10 protein-coding genes and 1 pseudogene are annotated in these 15,510 nt (G+C 69.0%); 10 read left to right on the top strand and 1 reads right to left on the bottom strand.

What is annotated here, in order from left to right; all coding sequences use genetic code 11:
- The first annotated feature begins 12 nt into the window (after positions 1-12).
- Both FFS49_RS06985 and FFS49_RS06990 read left to right on the top strand, forming a co-directional pair.
- Positions 13-2,421, top strand: coding sequence for a hypothetical protein (locus FFS49_RS06985; RefSeq protein ID WP_105817036.1), 2,409 nt, complete (start codon positions 13-15; stop codon positions 2,419-2,421).
- A 251-nt stretch (positions 2,422-2,672) separates the two neighbouring features.
- A pseudogene (locus FFS49_RS06990) lies at positions 2,673-2,930 on the top strand (ISNCY family transposase); the annotation flags it as partial.
- A 69-nt stretch (positions 2,931-2,999) separates the two neighbouring features.
- On the opposite strand, the gene FFS49_RS06995 reads toward FFS49_RS06990, so the two are convergent.
- Positions 3,000-3,698, bottom strand: a complete 699-nt coding sequence (locus FFS49_RS06995) for a TetR/AcrR family transcriptional regulator (protein WP_105817037.1) — start codon at positions 3,696-3,698, stop codon at positions 3,000-3,002.
- A 494-nt stretch (positions 3,699-4,192) separates the two neighbouring features.
- On the opposite strand from FFS49_RS06995, the gene FFS49_RS07005 reads away from it, so the two are divergent.
- The 8 genes from FFS49_RS07005 to FFS49_RS07040 all read left to right on the top strand — a co-directional run bounded on the left by FFS49_RS07005 (position 4,193) and on the right by FFS49_RS07040 (position 15,406).
- Complete coding sequence (locus tag FFS49_RS07005) at positions 4,193-5,359, top strand: efflux RND transporter periplasmic adaptor subunit (RefSeq protein ID WP_105817039.1); 1,167 nt, start codon at positions 4,193-4,195, stop codon at positions 5,357-5,359.
- On the top strand, positions 5,356-8,526 hold the full coding sequence (locus tag FFS49_RS07010) for an efflux RND transporter permease subunit (protein WP_105817040.1): 3,171 nt from the start codon (positions 5,356-5,358) through the stop codon (positions 8,524-8,526). The genes FFS49_RS07005 and FFS49_RS07010 overlap by 4 nt, the downstream gene beginning before the upstream one ends.
- Positions 8,526-9,992 (top strand): efflux transporter outer membrane subunit, encoded by a 1,467-nt coding sequence (locus tag FFS49_RS07015; RefSeq protein WP_137951000.1) that lies wholly within the window; start codon positions 8,526-8,528, stop codon positions 9,990-9,992. Before FFS49_RS07010 ends, FFS49_RS07015 begins: the two co-directional genes overlap by 1 nt.
- 133 nt (positions 9,993-10,125) lie before the next feature.
- Positions 10,126-11,496 (top strand): paraquat-inducible protein A, encoded by a 1,371-nt coding sequence (locus FFS49_RS07020; RefSeq protein WP_105817041.1) that lies wholly within the window; start codon positions 10,126-10,128, stop codon positions 11,494-11,496.
- A 40-nt stretch (positions 11,497-11,536) separates the two neighbouring features.
- The gene (locus FFS49_RS07025; protein ID WP_105817042.1) at positions 11,537-13,132 is read left to right on the top strand and encodes an MlaD family protein; all 1,596 of its coding nucleotides are present in this window, start codon (positions 11,537-11,539) and stop codon (positions 13,130-13,132) included.
- On the top strand, positions 13,129-13,830 hold the full coding sequence (locus FFS49_RS07030; RefSeq protein ID WP_105817043.1) for a PqiC family protein: 702 nt from the start codon (positions 13,129-13,131) through the stop codon (positions 13,828-13,830). Before FFS49_RS07025 ends, FFS49_RS07030 begins: the two co-directional genes overlap by 4 nt.
- Positions 13,827-14,567: a TetR/AcrR family transcriptional regulator gene (locus FFS49_RS07035; RefSeq protein WP_249362355.1), complete on the top strand. Its 741-nt coding sequence runs from the start codon at positions 13,827-13,829 to the stop codon at positions 14,565-14,567. The genes FFS49_RS07030 and FFS49_RS07035 overlap by 4 nt, the downstream gene beginning before the upstream one ends.
- Positions 14,568-14,644: 77 nt before the next feature.
- Positions 14,645-15,406 (top strand): response regulator transcription factor, encoded by a 762-nt coding sequence (locus tag FFS49_RS07040; RefSeq protein WP_105817045.1) that lies wholly within the window; start codon positions 14,645-14,647, stop codon positions 15,404-15,406.
- Positions 15,407-15,510 lie beyond the last annotated feature (104 nt).

A 15,510-nucleotide genomic window follows, 5' to 3' on the forward strand; every position in this document is an offset into this window, starting at 1 on the left:
TTGCATTCCACCATGAACGAATCCAACGACGCTCTCGATATCGTTGACGCGCGCGCCGCCGCGCTGCGCGACCGCCTGGGCCCGCACGTCGCGCCCCAAGGCTTGTACGAACGCCACAAACGCCTGCCGTTCGCCGGACGCGTGCAATGCAACGTCACGCGTCTCGAAGCCGGCGAGTGGAGCGAGATCGTGCTCGACTACGAGGTCGGCTCGTCCGGCATCGCCGACGGCGGCTGGCTGAAGGCGACCTTCAAGTTCTATTCGGACTGGGCGCTGTTCCAGACGAGCGACCCAAGTGCCGCGAACTACATCAGCGCCGAGTATCAGGCGGCGCCGCTCGTGCCCGGCCAAAGCCCGGCCACCGTGCAGGCGCTGAACGTGCGCTTCGACCAGAAGGGGCATGAGCGGCCGTTCCAGAAGGCCGTGATCGTCGACATCGTCGACGGCTACGTGAACGCCGGCGACCGGATCGTGATTCGCCTCGGCGACCGCCGCCGCGGCCCCGGCACGCGCGTGCAGACCTTCGCCGAAGACAACTTCCGCTTCCGGCTCTACGTCGATCCGCTCGGCACGTCGCGCTTCGTCGCGGTGCCCGGCGACGTATCGATCGACATCCGCGCCGGCGCGCCTTCCGACGTGCTGCTCAACGGCCCGCGCTTCGTGCAGCCCGGCACGCGCGCACCGTTCCGGCTGTCGCTGCAGGACCGCTGGGGCAACGCGTGCCGTGATGTCGGCGGTCACGCACGTGTCGTCGCGTATGACACCCGCGGCGAGATCGTCTACCGGCGCGAACACGCGCTGCCCGATACGGACTTTGCGAGCTGCGCGGTGGACGACCTGCCGGTCGACTCGGGCACGCTGCGCATCGTCGCCGACGTGCCGACACGCCCGGACGTGCGCGCGGCCGAAGCATGGCTGACGATCGACGCGTCGCTGCCCGCGCCGCGCGCGCTGTATGCGGATCTGCATGTGCACGCACATGACACGGTCGGCACCAACAGCCCCGAGTACAACGCGCGCTACGCCCGCGACATCGGCGGCATCGACGTACTCGGCTATACCGCGAACGACTTCCAGATCACCGACGAGAACTGGCAGCTTGGCGTCGACGCGGTCGAGCGCTTCAACGAACCGGGCCGCTTCGTCGTGTATCCGGTACAGGAATGGTGCGGCAGCTCGACCGCAGGCGGCGATCACAACGTGGTGTTCCTCGGCGACGCTCGACCGGATTTTCCGTACAACGCGCGCGGCGAGCACAATCGCACGCTCGTCTGGAACGAGGACATGAAGGGCACGGCGGTCGAGCTCGGCCGCTGGCCCGTCGAGGAACTGTGGGATGCGTATGCTGGCGATGCCGCGCAGCATCTCGTGATGCCGCATGTCGGCGGCCGCCGCTACATTCCGGACTGGCACCACCCCGAGCTTGAACGGCTCGCCGAGATCACATCGTCGTGGGGCCACTTCGGCTGGCTGTATCAGGATGTGATCGAACGCGGCTACCGGCTCGGCGTCGCGGCCAGCGGCGACGAACATCGCGGCCGGCCGGGCGGCGGCGCACCCGGCGTGCAGGTCTTCGGCGTCCATGGCGGGCTGACGGGCGTGCTCGCACCCGCGCTCGACCGCAAGCACGTCGGCGAAGCACTGCGTGCGCGCCGCACGTGGGCGACCACCGGTGAGCACAGTGCGCTGCTCGTGCGTTGCGGCGATCACTGGCAAGGCGACGCATTCGCGCACCATGGGCCGGCGCGGCTCGACTACCGGCTGCTCGGCCAGTCAGGGTGGGAATACGTGGCTGCTTACGATCACGACGGTCTGCTTTGGGAGCGCAACCTGCATGCGGAACTCGGCTACGCGGAGCGCCTCGTCCGGGTGCGCTGGGGCGGCGCCCGCATTCGCGATCGCTACCGCTGGGCTGCGTGGCGCGGCCGGATCCGGATCGTCAACGGCACGATCCACCGTTTCGGGTCCAACGGGTTCGAGCATGTCGAGGAATCGGCATGGCGCACCGGCGCGACCGACGTCGAATTCCACAGCGACACCTACGGCGACGCCGACAGCATCGAGCTCGACATCGGCAATCTCGCCGCCGCGACGATCGTGGTCGAAGGCACGATCGACAGCTTCGCGAAGGTCGGCGATCCGCTGCAGCGTAATCCATTCGTCCATGCGCCTGAATTCCGTTTCGAGATCAGCGGTGCGGAACTGCTCGCGCGTGGTACGGCGACGCATGCGCTTGGCGGAACGGAGCTGTTCGTCGCGGTCGAGCGGCTGACCGACCAGCCGCTGCCCGTCGATCTCTCCGGCAGCATCGAGGTGGCACCCGGCCATGCGGAATTCGGCTACCGCCCGGTCTATTTCTTTGGGCGGCAACGCAACGACAGCAAGGTGTGGTCGTCGGCGCAGTTCATCACGTTCGGCTAGGTTTTCAGCACCATCCTGCCGTGCTCGTTGCCGCCGTTCACCTGGAAGACATTCTTTGCCGGATCGATGCCAATAACCGCAGCCATCATGACGGGAGCGCCTGTTCGTGGACGTGGTGCACCCACAATCCCACTTTTGCACGACTGCGACGTTTCGGGTTGGGGGTCCATCCCATTGCTTTCGGGCCGCGTAAGCTAATCGGCCGCCGGGTGCCCGGCGCCGGAGGCTGCGATGCAACGGAGCGGATCACGATGACGATGCGGGAACTGAACAGGTTCAAGGTCATTCAGGACGTAGCCGACGGCAAGCTCAAGCCATGGCGTGCAGCAGAACGGCTGGCGTCAACGACGCCGCAGGTTCGCCGGCTGGCCGCCCGGCTACGTGAGCACGGTCCGGCAGGTTCGGTGTCGGGACACCGATCGAAGCTCGGCAACCGTCGTCTGGACCCAGGAGCCGCCGATCGTGCGCTGTCGATCATCCGCGACCGCTACGCCGATTTCGGCCCGACGCCACCTGCGAGAACCCGTCGCGACGCTTGACGGGACGCAGCCGCCCTGGCAACGGCATGCCGCGAACAGTCACGCGGTATCCGCCGTGGCGAAGTCGCCCGGGGGCAACGGTCGGGTCGCGACATCGTGCGCCTCGGCGCGCGTGAGGCCGAGCGTCTGCAACACCAGCGCCGCCACCCGCTCCGGCATGCCGCTCGCCGACGCAGCCGTCGCGTGACACTCCGCGGCGATCGCCGCGAGAATCGTTCCGGTCATCGCTAGCACGCTCATCAGCGGATCGTCGACGACGAAGCGGCGTGCGGCGATGCCGCGTTCGCTGTCCCGCCGCAACCGCCGGCCGAGCCCGTGGTCGAGCGCGCGTACCGAGAAGCCCTCGCGCATCAGGAACCGGGCCCACAGCCGCTCGCGGCGCGCACGCATCAGCGTGTGGCGTACGCAGACGGACACGACCTCGGCCGGATCGGACAAGCCGTTCGCGAGACGCTCGAGTCCGTCCGCAAAATCGTCGAACACCCACTCCGTCAGCGCGGCGAAGATGCCGTCCTTCGATTCGAAGTGGTAGTAGAACGAACCGAACCCCACATCCGCCGCCTCGGTGATCTCGCTGATCGCCACGTTGTCCGGCCCCTTTTCCGCCATCAGCCTGAACGCCGCGTGCAGCAGCCGCATGCGCGTGGCCGCCTTGCGCCGGGCGCCGCGCGGCTGGCGCGGCGCCGCTACACCGGCGCTGCCGGCCGGCCGACGGGGCCCGACTGTCCGATCGTCCATGAGCCCGCCTCCTCTTTCTCTATTCGATAGAACTTTCTGCATGGCGCAATTTTAGATTACTCACTCATACTTGACAACTTTATCAGTTATGAGTCTAATCTCGAAAATCACAGCATCCGGCTCCTGTCGAGGGGCTGTGCCCGACGCGCGGCAGCAAGCGAAATCGGCGCCAAAAGCGCCAAGCACGCCGTCACCGCCGCTTCGTCACCTGTCGTGTCGCGCGCGGCTTCGGCCGCAACGACGAGCGGTGCCGCTCGGCTTTGCGCGGCCGTCGGGCCGCCGAAGCGCTGCGTGCGCATCCGCACGTTCGCGTCTGCCCCGCACAGGAAATCGGCATGCCGGCAGCCGGAGCAAGCCGTAATGGAAACATCGCAGTACTGATTGATATGAAGAATCGGCGGCGACGAACGCGCCGCACCGCATGTGCATGAATCGGGGCGCCCCCGTGGTCGCCCAACCCTGTTCAGTTGACCCTCACTTGTCCTGGAAACATCGTGAAATCACCCGGTCTTGACGCGCGAACCTTCACGCGCCCGCTTCTGACACGCATCGTCCCGCCGGCCCGGCGGGCGCCCGTCGCCATCGCGTGTTGCGCGATTCTGCTGACGGCCTGCCATTCCCACGAGACGCCCGCGCCCGAACTGCAGCCGGTCGTCGCGCTGGCGGTGCACGAGGACAACGGCACGGCGCAACGCGTGCTGCCGGCGCAGGTTCAGGCACGCTATTCGACGCCGCTGTCGTTTCGCGTCGGCGGCAAGATCGTCGAGCGGCGCGTGCGAATCGGCGACACGGTGAAGGCCGGCCGGGCCCTCGCGACGCTCGACCCGGCCGATCTGCGCAACACGTTGCTGAATGCGCGTGCGCAGCTCGATGCGGCCGAGCACCGTGTCGCATACGCGAAACAGCAACTGGATCGCGATCGTGCGCAGGCGCAGGCCAACCTGATCGCGCCGGCGCAGCTCGAGACGACGCAGGACGCGTATGCGTCGGCGGTCGCGCAGCGCGATTCCGCGCTCGCGCAAATGGCGCTCGCCGGCGATCACCTGCGCTACGCGACGCTGACCGCCGATCACGACGGCGTGATCACGTCCGAAGATGCCGATACCGGGCAAAACGTCGAGCCCGGCCAGGCCGTGTTCCATCTCGACTGGAGCGGCGATCTCGACATCGTGTGCGACGTGTCGGAGCGCGACCTGCCCGATCTCGCGGTCGGTCGCCCCGCTCGTGTCAGCCTGACGGCCCTTCCGGGCAAGGTGCTCGATGCACGCGTGCGCGAAGTCGCCGCTGCCGCCGATCCGCAGAGCCGCACCTGGCGCGTGAAGCTGACGCTGCTCTCGCCGGGCCCGGACGTACGCTCCGGCATGACGGCGAACGTGACGTTCGATGCTGCCGCCGGGCCCGCCGCGGACCAAGCGATCACGCTGCCGGCCACCGCGCTCTTTCACCGCGGCGAAGCCCCGGCCGTGTGGGTCGTCCGCAAGGGCAGCGACACGCTCGAACTGCGCGCGGTGACGATCGGCCGCTACGACGAACGCACGGTCACCGTCACGTCCGGCCTCGCGAACGACGAGCGCGTCGTGATGCAGGGCGTCCACACGGTCAGTGCCGGCCAGCACGTGCGCATCGTGCCGCCGCTGCACGCGGAGGATCTCGCATCATGAACGCTCCGCAAACTCCGCACGGCACCGGCGACGGACATCGCGCCCAAGCCGGAGCCGCGTCGCGCGACGACGACCGCTTCAACCTGTCCGCATGGGCGTTGAAGCACCAACAACTGGTGATCTTCCTGATCGGCCTCGCGACGATCTTCGGCGTGATCGGCTATACGCGTCTCGCGCAATCGGAGGATCCGCCGTTCACGTTTCGCACGATGGTGATCCAGACCTACTGGCCCGGCGCGACGGCGCGCGACGTGCAGGAACAGGTCACGGACCGGATCGGCCGCCAGCTGCAGGCGGCGCCGTACGTCGACAACATCAAGAGCTATTCGCGCCCCGGCGAGTCGATGATCTTCTTCTCGATGAAGGATTCGGCGCCGGTCGACCAGGTACCGGAGACCTGGTACCAGGTGCGCAAGAAGGTCGGCGACATCCGCTCGACACTGCCCAAAGGCACCGTCGGCCCGTTCTTCAACGATGAATTCGGCGACGTGTACACCAATATCTACGCGCTGGAAGGCGACGGCTATTCGCCCGCGCAACTGCACGACTATGCGGACCGGCTGCGCGCCGCGCTGTTGCGTGTGCCGGGCGCCGCGAAGGTCGACTACTTCGGCGATCCCGCCCAGCACGTGTTCATCGAGATCTCGAACGCGCAGTTGACGCGCCTCGCGATCACGCCGCAGCAGCTCGCGCAGGCGATCGACGCACAGAATGCCGTCGCGCCGGCCGGCACCATCACGACCGCGGACGACCGTGTGTTCGTTCGGCCGAGCGGCGCGTTCAAGGACACGCAGGCGCTCGCCGACATGCTCGTCACCGTGAACGGCCGCACGTTCCGGCTGGGCGACGTCGCGACCGTCACGCGCGGCTACGACGATCCGCCCGTCACGCAGATGCGGACGAACGGCCACGCGGTGCTCGGCATCGGCGTCACGATGCAGAAAGGCGGCGACGTGATCGACCTCGGCAAGGCGCTCGACGCGAAAGCCGCCGAGCTGCAGGCGGGCCTGCCGGCCGGCCTGAAGCTGACGGCGGTGGCGAGCATGCCGCACGCGGTCAAGCACTCGGTGGACGACTTCGTCGAAGCGGTCGGCGAAGCCGTCGCGATCGTGCTCGTCGTGAGCCTCGTGTCGCTCGGCCTGCGCACCGGCATGGTCGTGGTCATCACGATTCCGATCGTGCTTGCGGTGACGGCGCTCTGCATGCACGTATTCGGCATCGGCCTGGACAAGGTGTCGCTCGGCACGCTGGTGCTCGCGCTCGGGCTGCTGGTGGACGACGCGATCATCGCCGTCGAAATGATGGCCGTGAAGCTCGAACAGGGCTGGAGCCGTACGCGCGCCGCGGCATTCGCGTACACGAGCACGGCGTTCCCGATGCTCACGGGCACGCTCGTCACCGTGTCGGGCTTCCTGCCGATCGCGCTCGCGAAATCGAGCACCGGCGAATACACGCGCTCGATCTTCGAGGTATCGGCGATCGCGCTGATCGTGTCGTGGTTCGCGGCCGTCGTGCTGGTGCCGCTGCTCGGCTACCACATGCTGCCCGAACGCGCGCATCACGACGGTCACGCGCATGGCGACGCGGTGTACGACACGGGCTTCTACCGGCGCCTGTCCGGATGGATCTCGGCCTGCATCGAGCGCCGCTGGGTCGTGCTCGGCGTGACGGCCGTGCTGTTCGCGATCGCGATGGCCGCGTTCACGCGCGTGCCGCAGCAGTTTTTCCCGAATTCGGAACGGCCGGAACTGCTGGTGGACATGCGCCTGCCGGAAGGCGCATCGTTCGACGCGACGCTGCGCGAGGCCAGGCGGCTCGAGAAAGTGCTCGACGGCCGGCCTGAAATCGCGCACGTCGTCGATTTCGTCGGCACCGGCGCGCCGCGTTTCTACCTGCCGCTCGACCAGCAGTTGCAGCAGCCGAATTTCGCGCAGTTCGTGATCACGGCGAAGGACATCGAATCGCGCGATCGCCTGTCGCACTGGCTCGAGTCGACGCTCGCGAGCGGCTTCCCGACCGTGCGCACGCGTGTCGCGCGGCTCGAGAACGGCCCGCCCGTCGGCTTCCCGATCAAGTTCCGCGTCAGCGGCGACGACATCGCGACCGTACGCGGCATCGCCGAGAAAGTCGCGGACAAGGTGCGTGCCGACGCCCGCACGCGCAACGTGCAGTTCGACTGGGACGAGCCGGCCGAGCGATCGGTGTCGTTCGACATCGACCAGCTCAAGGCACGCGAGCTCGGCGTGACGTCGGAAGACGTGTCGGGCTTCCTCGCGATGACGCTGTCGGGCTACACGGTCACGCAGTATCGCGAGCGCGACAAGCTGGTCGACGTCGACCTGCGCGCGCCGAAGCGCGAACGCATCGACCCGTCGAAGCTCGCGGGCCTGGCGATCCCGACGCCGCACGGCCCGGTGCCGCTCGGCACGATCGGCCACGTGCGCGACACGCTCGAATACGGCGTGATCTGGGAACGCGACCGCCAGCCGACCGTCACCGTGCAGGCCGACGTGCGCGGCGAAGCGCCGAGCATCGGCGTGACGCGCGACATCGACGCGGCGCTCGCGACGGTGCGCGCCACGCTGCCGGCCGGATACCGGATCGAGATCGGCGGCGCCGCCGAGGAAAGCATGAAGGGCCAGACGTCGATCAACGCGCAGATGCCGCTGATGATCATCGCGGTGCTGACGCTGCTGATGATCCAGCTCAAGCGCTTCTCGCGCACCTTCATCGTCGTGCTGACGGCGCCGCTCGGCCTGATCGGCGTGGTCGCCGCGCTGCTGCTGTTCGGCAAGCCGTTCGGCTTCGTCGCGCTGCTCGGCGTGATCGCGATGTTCGGGATCATCATGCGCAACTCGGTGATCCTCGTCGACCAGATCGACCAGGACATCGCCGCCGGGCAGCCGCGCTTCACCGCGATCGTCGGCGCGACCGTGCGCCGCTTCCGGCCGATCATGCTGACCGCCGCCGCCGCGGTGCTGGCGCTGATCCCGCTGCTGCGCTCCGGCTTCTTCGGCCCGATGGCCACCGCGCTGATGGGCGGCATCACGATCGCGACGGTGCTGACCGTCTTCTTCCTGCCGGCCCTCTATGCGACGTGCTTCAAAGTACGCAGCGACGAACGCGAGTCGCGCGCAATGGACGTCGCCTCCTCGGAGACATGCTGATGAATTTCCCTCGTATCACCTCGGTGCTCGCCGCGAGCGCCGCGCTCGGCCTGGGCGGCTGCGCGATGGCCCCGAGCAGCACGCCGCCCGCGATGCCGTCGCCGGCTCACTACGGCGAGACGCCGCAGGCACCGCGCACCGCCGAAGCGGCCGGGCTCGCGCAGCAATTCGACATCGGCGCCGCGCCCGTCCCGCAGTGGTGGCGGCTGTATCGCTCCAGCGCGCTCGACGCGCTGGTCGACGAAGGGCTGCGCGCGAATCCGACGCTCGCCGCGACGGAAAAGACGCTCGCCGCCGCGCAGGAGGAGCTGCGCGCGCAGGTTGGCGCGTCGACGCTGCCGTCGATCGATGCGAACGCGCAGGTGGCCCGCACGCGCACGCCGGACATTTCCGGCGCGGGCGCGCAAAACCTGCGCTACAACGTCTTCGTCGGACAACTGCAGGCGCATTACACGTTCGACCTGTTCGGCGCCACGCGGTATGCGAACGCGGCGAGCGCCGCGCGTGTCGACGTGCGCGGCTGCGAACTCGAAGCCGCGCGGCGCGCGCTGGCGGCCAACATCGTCGGCACCGCCATCGGCGCGGCGGCGCTCGACCGCCAGATCCTGTTGACCGAGCGCCTGGTCGCCGTGGCCGACGCGGCCGCGCGCGAGGACCAGCAGCGCTACGCGCTCGGCGCGATGTCGCACGTGCAGGCGCTGGCCTCGGCGCAGGATGCCGCGTCGCTTGCCGCGACGCTGCCGCCGTTGCGCCAGCAACGCGCACGCGCGGTTCACGCGCTGGCGATCCTGCTGGGCCGTACGCCTGACGCCACGCCGCCGATTCCGGCGTTCAGCGGCTTGTCGCTGCCGGCGCACGTGCCCGTGGCCGTGCCGTCCGATCTGCTGCAGGCGCGCCCGGACAGTCGCGCGGCCGCGGCAGCCGTGAAGGCCGCGTCGGCCGACGTCGGCGAAGCGACCGCGCAGTTGTTCCCGAGCCTGTCGCTCACCGCGACGATGGGGCGCGGCGGCTTCAGCTGGCCGGCGCTGCTGTCGGGTGCGGGCGGCCTGTGGGCGGTCGGCGCCGGGCTGTCGCAGCCGCTGTTCCACGGCGGCGCGCTGCTGGCTCACCGCCGCGCGACGCGCGATGCGTACGACGCGGCCGTGCTGCAGTACAAGGCGACGGTGCTGTCTGCATTCGGCGACGTTGCCGATTCGCTTGCCGCGCTGGAAAACGACGCCGAGGCGCTGGCTGCGAACGAACTCGCGGCGCGCGCGGCCGGCGAAGGCTTCGACGAAACGGTGCAGCGCCGCGCGCTCGGTGCCGTGCCGATGACCGCGCAACGGGCGAGCGAGCGGCAGTACCTGAATGCGGAGCTCGATTCGGTGCGCGCCGCGAGCCGCCGGATGACCGATACGGCGGCACTCCTGCAGGCGATGGGCGAATTGCCGCCCGACGCCCGCACGGCAGTCGCGGCCCGGCAATGACGGCTGCTTGCGTCGACGGATCGGCCGCGCGCTGTTCGGCCGGCGCCGGCCCGGACCTCGACGCCCGGCGCACCGCGCGTACCGCGAGTACCGCGCCGCCGGGCACTCCTTGACCCCGCATGACCGATTCCCGATGAAACCCGAAAACCTCGTCGCCTGCCACGAATGCGACCTGCTGTTTTGGCGGCCGCCGCGCCTGCGCGCGCTGGCTGCGCACTGCCCGAGGTGCCGTGCCCGCGTGGGCGGCAGCGCGCACGGCCGTCCGGCGCTCGACCGGCGGTGCGCGATCGCGCTCGCCGCGCTGTTCACGCTCTTCATCGCGCAGGCCTTTCCCATCGTCGCGCTCGACGCTGCCGGCATCGCATCGCACGCGACGCTGGCCGACGCGGTGGCCGAGTTGCGCTTGAACGGGCAACCGGCGGTGGCGGCGATCGTGTTCTGCACGACGATGTTGTTCCCGCTGCTGGAACTCGCCGCGTGGCTGTACGTGCTCGTACCGTTGCGCGCGGGCCGCGTACCGCCCCGCTTCGAGCCGGTCCTGCGCAACATGCAGCGGCTGCGCCCGTGGAGCATGGTCGAGGTGTTCCTGCTCGGCATCCTGGTCACGATCGTCAAGATGACGAGCCTCGCGCACGTGATACCGGGCCCCGCGCTGTTTGCGTTCGGCGCCCTCACCGTGTTGCTCGGCTTTCTCGCGTCATTCGACCCGGGCGGCCTGTGGGAAGCGCGTGACGAAATCATCGCGCTGCGCGGCGGCGGTACGTCCGCCGCGGTATCGCGCCGGCGGCACACGCCGCGACGCGCTGCACCAGTGACGCCCGACACAGCGGACGCAACGAACGCGACCAGCGCGACCGGGCGCCACCGCTCGGCAAGCGTCACGGCCCGCGCCGCGGGGCTGGTCGCATGTCATACCTGCGGACGCGTGCAACCGCATACCGAAGCCGCCGACGCGCGCTGCACGCGCTGCGGTTCGACGCTGCACGAACGCCGCCCGCGCAGCGCCGCACGCACGGGCGCGCTCGTCATCGCGGCCGCGCTTCTCTACATCCCGGCGAACCTGCTGCCCATCATGCATGCGACCTCGCTCGGCCGCGCCGAGGACGACACCATTCTCGCCGGCGTCGCGTACTTCTGGACGTCCGGCGACTGGCCGCTCGCCGTCGTCGTGTTCGTCGCGAGCGTGCTCGTGCCGATGCTCAAGCTCGCGATTCTCGCGTTGCAGGCCATCGCCGCGCATCGCGGCACGCCATGGCGCCCGCTGGAACGCGCGCGGCTCCATCGACTGGTGGAGCGCGTGGGCCGCTGGTCGATGCTCGACGTGTTCGTCGTCGCACTGACGATCGCGCTCGTGCATTTCGGTTCGTTCGCCGAGATCACGCCCGGCCCCGGCGCACTGGCATTCGGCGCAGTGGTCGTGCTCACCATGTGTGCGTCGATGCAGTTCGATCCGCGACTCATCTGGGACGGCGCGCACCGCTGCGCCGCCAGCCCTCGATCCTGAACGGGCGCAAGCCCGTCACAACGCTACGTCCATTCACAAGATGCTTCCCCTCGATTTGCCTGAACCCGAGATCCGGCCGCGCAGCCGCTGGATCCCGTCCCTCGTCTGGATCGTGCCGCTCGTGTGCGCGCTGATCGGGCTGGCGCTCGTGTACCGCGGCATTGCCGCGACCGGCCCGACGATCACCGTCACGTTCGCGAACGCAGAAGGCCTCGAAGCCGGAAAGACCAAGGTCCGTTACAAGGACGTCGATATCGGCTCGGTGCAGGCCATCACGCTCACGCCCGACTTCAAGCGCGTGGTCGTGCGCATCCAGCTCACCAAGGACGCCGCGCAGTTCGCGAACCGCGATACGCGATTCTGGGTCGTTCGGCCGCGTATCGGCGCCACCGGTATCTCCGGGCTCGGCACGCTGCTCTCCGGCGCGTACATCGGTGCGGACCTCGGCCGCTCGCCGCATGAACAGACCGACTTCGCCGGGCTCGAGACACCGCCCGCCGTCACCGCGGACCAGCAGGGCCGCCGCTACCTGCTGCACGGCGATTCGCTCGGCTCGATCGACATCGGCTCGCCGGTGTTTTATCGGCACCTGCAGGTCGGCCAGGTGGTCGGCTTCTCGCTCGACAAGGATGGCGCGGGCGTCGACGTGCAAGCGTTCGTGAAGGCGCCGTACGACAAATACGTCGGCACCCAAACGCGCTGGTGGCACGCAAGCGGCGTGGACCTGCGGCTCGATTCGAACGGCCTGAAGCTGAACACGCAATCGCTCGCGACGGTGGTCGTCGGCGGCCTCGCGTTTCAGTCGCCGCCCGGGCAAGCCGATGCACCGCCGGCGGCCGACAACGCGTCGTTCCGGCTCGCGCAGGACGAAGCCGATGCGATGCGCGACCCCGACGGCACGCCGCTGATGGTCGTCATGCGCTTCGACCAGTCGCTGCGCGGACTGTCCGTCGGCGCGCCGGTCGATTTGCGCGGCATCGCGCTCGGTCAGGTCACGAACATCGGGATCGAGTACAACGAGCACTCGCGCACGTTCAGCATGAAGGTCACGATGGCGCTGTATCCGTCGAGACTGAGCCGGCACAGCGACACCGCGCTGCCGGCCCCCGATACGGCCGGCGGCCACGACCTCCTCGAGCACCTGGTGCTGCAGGGGCTGCGCGGGCAGTTGCGCACCGGCAGCCTGCTCACGGGCCAGTTGTACGTGGCGCTCGACATGTTCCCGAAAGCGCCGCGCGCGAGCGTGGACGTGCACCGCACGCCGGTCGAGCTGCCGACCGTTCCGAACACGCTCGACGAACTGCAGGTTCAGCTCGCCGACATCGCTCGGAAGCTCGACAAGGTTCCATTCGACCAGATCGGCAACAGCCTGAACGGTGCGCTCGAGCATGCGAACCAGTTGTTCGGACACCTCGACGAGCAAGTCGTGCCGCAGGCGCGCGACACGCTGGCGGCGGCGCAACGCACGTTCGACGCCGCGCAGGCGACGCTGCGGCAGGATTCGCCGATGCAATCGGACGTTCATGACGCGATGCAATCGCTCACGCAGACGCTCCAGTCGCTCAATACGCTGGCCGACTATCTCGAGCGGCATCCGGAAGCGCTGCTCTTCGGCAAGAAAGGAGAACCGAAATGACGCCGCATTCGTTTCGCACGTTCCGGATGCCGATCCGCATCGCGACGTGCATCGCGCTGGCCGTGCTCGGCGCCTGTACGTCGCCGCCCGTACGGTTCCATACGCTCGGGATGGCGGATGGCGCGGGCGGCGACACCGACGCCTCGCGTCCCGCATGGCTGATCGACATGCAGCGCGTGCACGTGGCGGCGCCGGCGGACGGCAACCGGCTCGCGGTGCAGCGCGGCCCCGAACGGGTCGACATCCTGGAACAGGAGCGCTGGGTTGCGCCGCTCGGCGACGAGATGCGCGACGGACTGTCGACGCGCGTCACGTCCCGGCTGAATACGTTCGACGTTCACCGCGTCGCTCATCCGGATGGCACGCCGGTCTATCGGGTCGCCGTGGACGTCCAGCGTGTCGAATCGTGGCCGGCGTCTCACGTGCTGCTCGATGCGACGTGGACGGTGGACGCCGGCTCCGGACAGCCGGCACTGACGTGCCGCAGCATCGTTCGGGCCGGTGCGTCGGCGGGCTACGACGCGCTCGTCGACGCGCATCGCCATGCGCTCGACACGCTCGCGCTCGGCATCGCCGCCGGCATTCGCGCGGCGGCCACGCACGCGCCGCCGCCCGCCGGATGCCGCGCGGGAACACTCGGCCGACGGATCGCGCCAGCCACCGCCGAGCGCGGCGCGCCGGATTCGCTCAGCGATTGAATCGGGCTGGGAAAACGCGCGCGGCCGGGTCGGGTCGGGTTGGCCGATCGGCCTCGCGCCGGTGCCCTGCCCGACCCAGCGACATCGTCAGGCGAAACCGTCCCGACGAACAACGAATCGGCGCGGCGGCGTTCCCGCGTCGATCCGGTATTTCGCGCGGCGCGGTGTTGCGCCGCTTCGATCATTTCCACCTGCATGGACCACCCTGGATGAAACCCGCCCGACTCACGCGCGAGCAACGCAGGCTCGACACCCGCGAACGGCTCATCGCTACCGCTCGCGCACTATTCATCGCGAAAGGCTTTGCCGATACGAGCGTCGAACATATCGCCGAGGGCGCCGGGTACACGCGCGGCGCGTTCTATGCGCACTTCGAACACAAGCGCGAGCTGTTGATCGAGATCCTTCGCCGCGACCATGATCGAATGCTCACGAAAGGTCGGCTGGCGGCACCGGAGAGCGGCAGCGCCTGCACCACGGCCGACTACGCGGAGATTGCCGCCGGCTGGGAATGTTTCCCGCTGTGGGTCGAGGTTCATCTGTACGCGCTGCGCGATGCCGGGTTTCGGCACATCGTCGACTGCCTGCACACCGAACCCGCCGCGCTACCGGAGACGGCAAGCGGCACGGCGGGCGCCGCCGATCGGATGCCGTCCGCGGCCGGCTGGGCGGCCGCGCTCGGCGTCGCACTGCTGAGCACCGGCGCGCGGGATGCCCGGCGCGACGATCCGGCGTAGCAAGCAGCCACGCGAGCGCCCGTTCGCCCCATCGCCCCGGCTATAATTTCAATCGTTCCCCGACGAGTATCCGCACAATGACGGACGCCAATCTTCCTCACGTGCTGGTAGTCGACGACGATCCGGCAATCCGCGAACTGCTGTCCGGCTATCTGTCCGACAACGACATCCGCGTGACGGTGGCCGATTCCGGCCAGGAAATGGCGGGCGCGCTGGACACGTTTGCGATCGATCTCGTGATTCTCGACCTGCGCATGCCGGGAGAAGACGGCGTGCAGATCGCCCGCGAGCTGCGCGCGCGCTCGAACCTGCCGATCATCATCGTGTCCGGCAAACGGGACGAAGCCGACCGCGTGATGGCGCTCGAGCTCGGCGCCGACGACTACCTGACCAAGCCGTTCAGCAACCGCGAGCTGCTCGCGCGCATCCGCGCGTTGCTCCGGCGGGCCGGCGCGACCGCCCCGGCGACCGGGCGCAACAACGACGCCCGCGCGTATCGATTCGGCGGCTGGGAGTTGAACGTCGGCACCCGGCGGCTGACGGATCCGGACGGCGCCCCGGTCGAGCTCACCAACGGAGAATTCTGTCTGCTCAATGCGTTTCTCGCCGCACCCGGGCGCGTGCTGTCCCGCGACCGGTTGCTCGAGTCCAGCCGGATGTACGACGACGTGTACGACCGCTCGATCGACGTCCAGATCCTGCGCCTGCGCCGCAAGATCGAACCCGATCCGTCGCATCCGGTTTTCATCCGTACCGTGCGCGGCGCCGGCTACGTGATGGACGCGCCGGTTACCCGATTGAGCGCGGCGGCGGGCTGGACGAGCGCGAGCGCCGAATGAGCGGGCCGGCCGCGCCCCCCGAGCGGCCTGTCCTTCCCTGCGCCGTTTCAAGCAGCGGCGCCGCGCGTGACAGTCGAAACCCGCCGTCGATGCAGGACTGAACG

It is taken from the genome of Burkholderia sp. 4NA327C6 (assembly GCF_005502655.1).
GTDB lineage: Bacteria > Pseudomonadota > Gammaproteobacteria > Burkholderiales > Burkholderiaceae > Burkholderia > Burkholderia contaminans.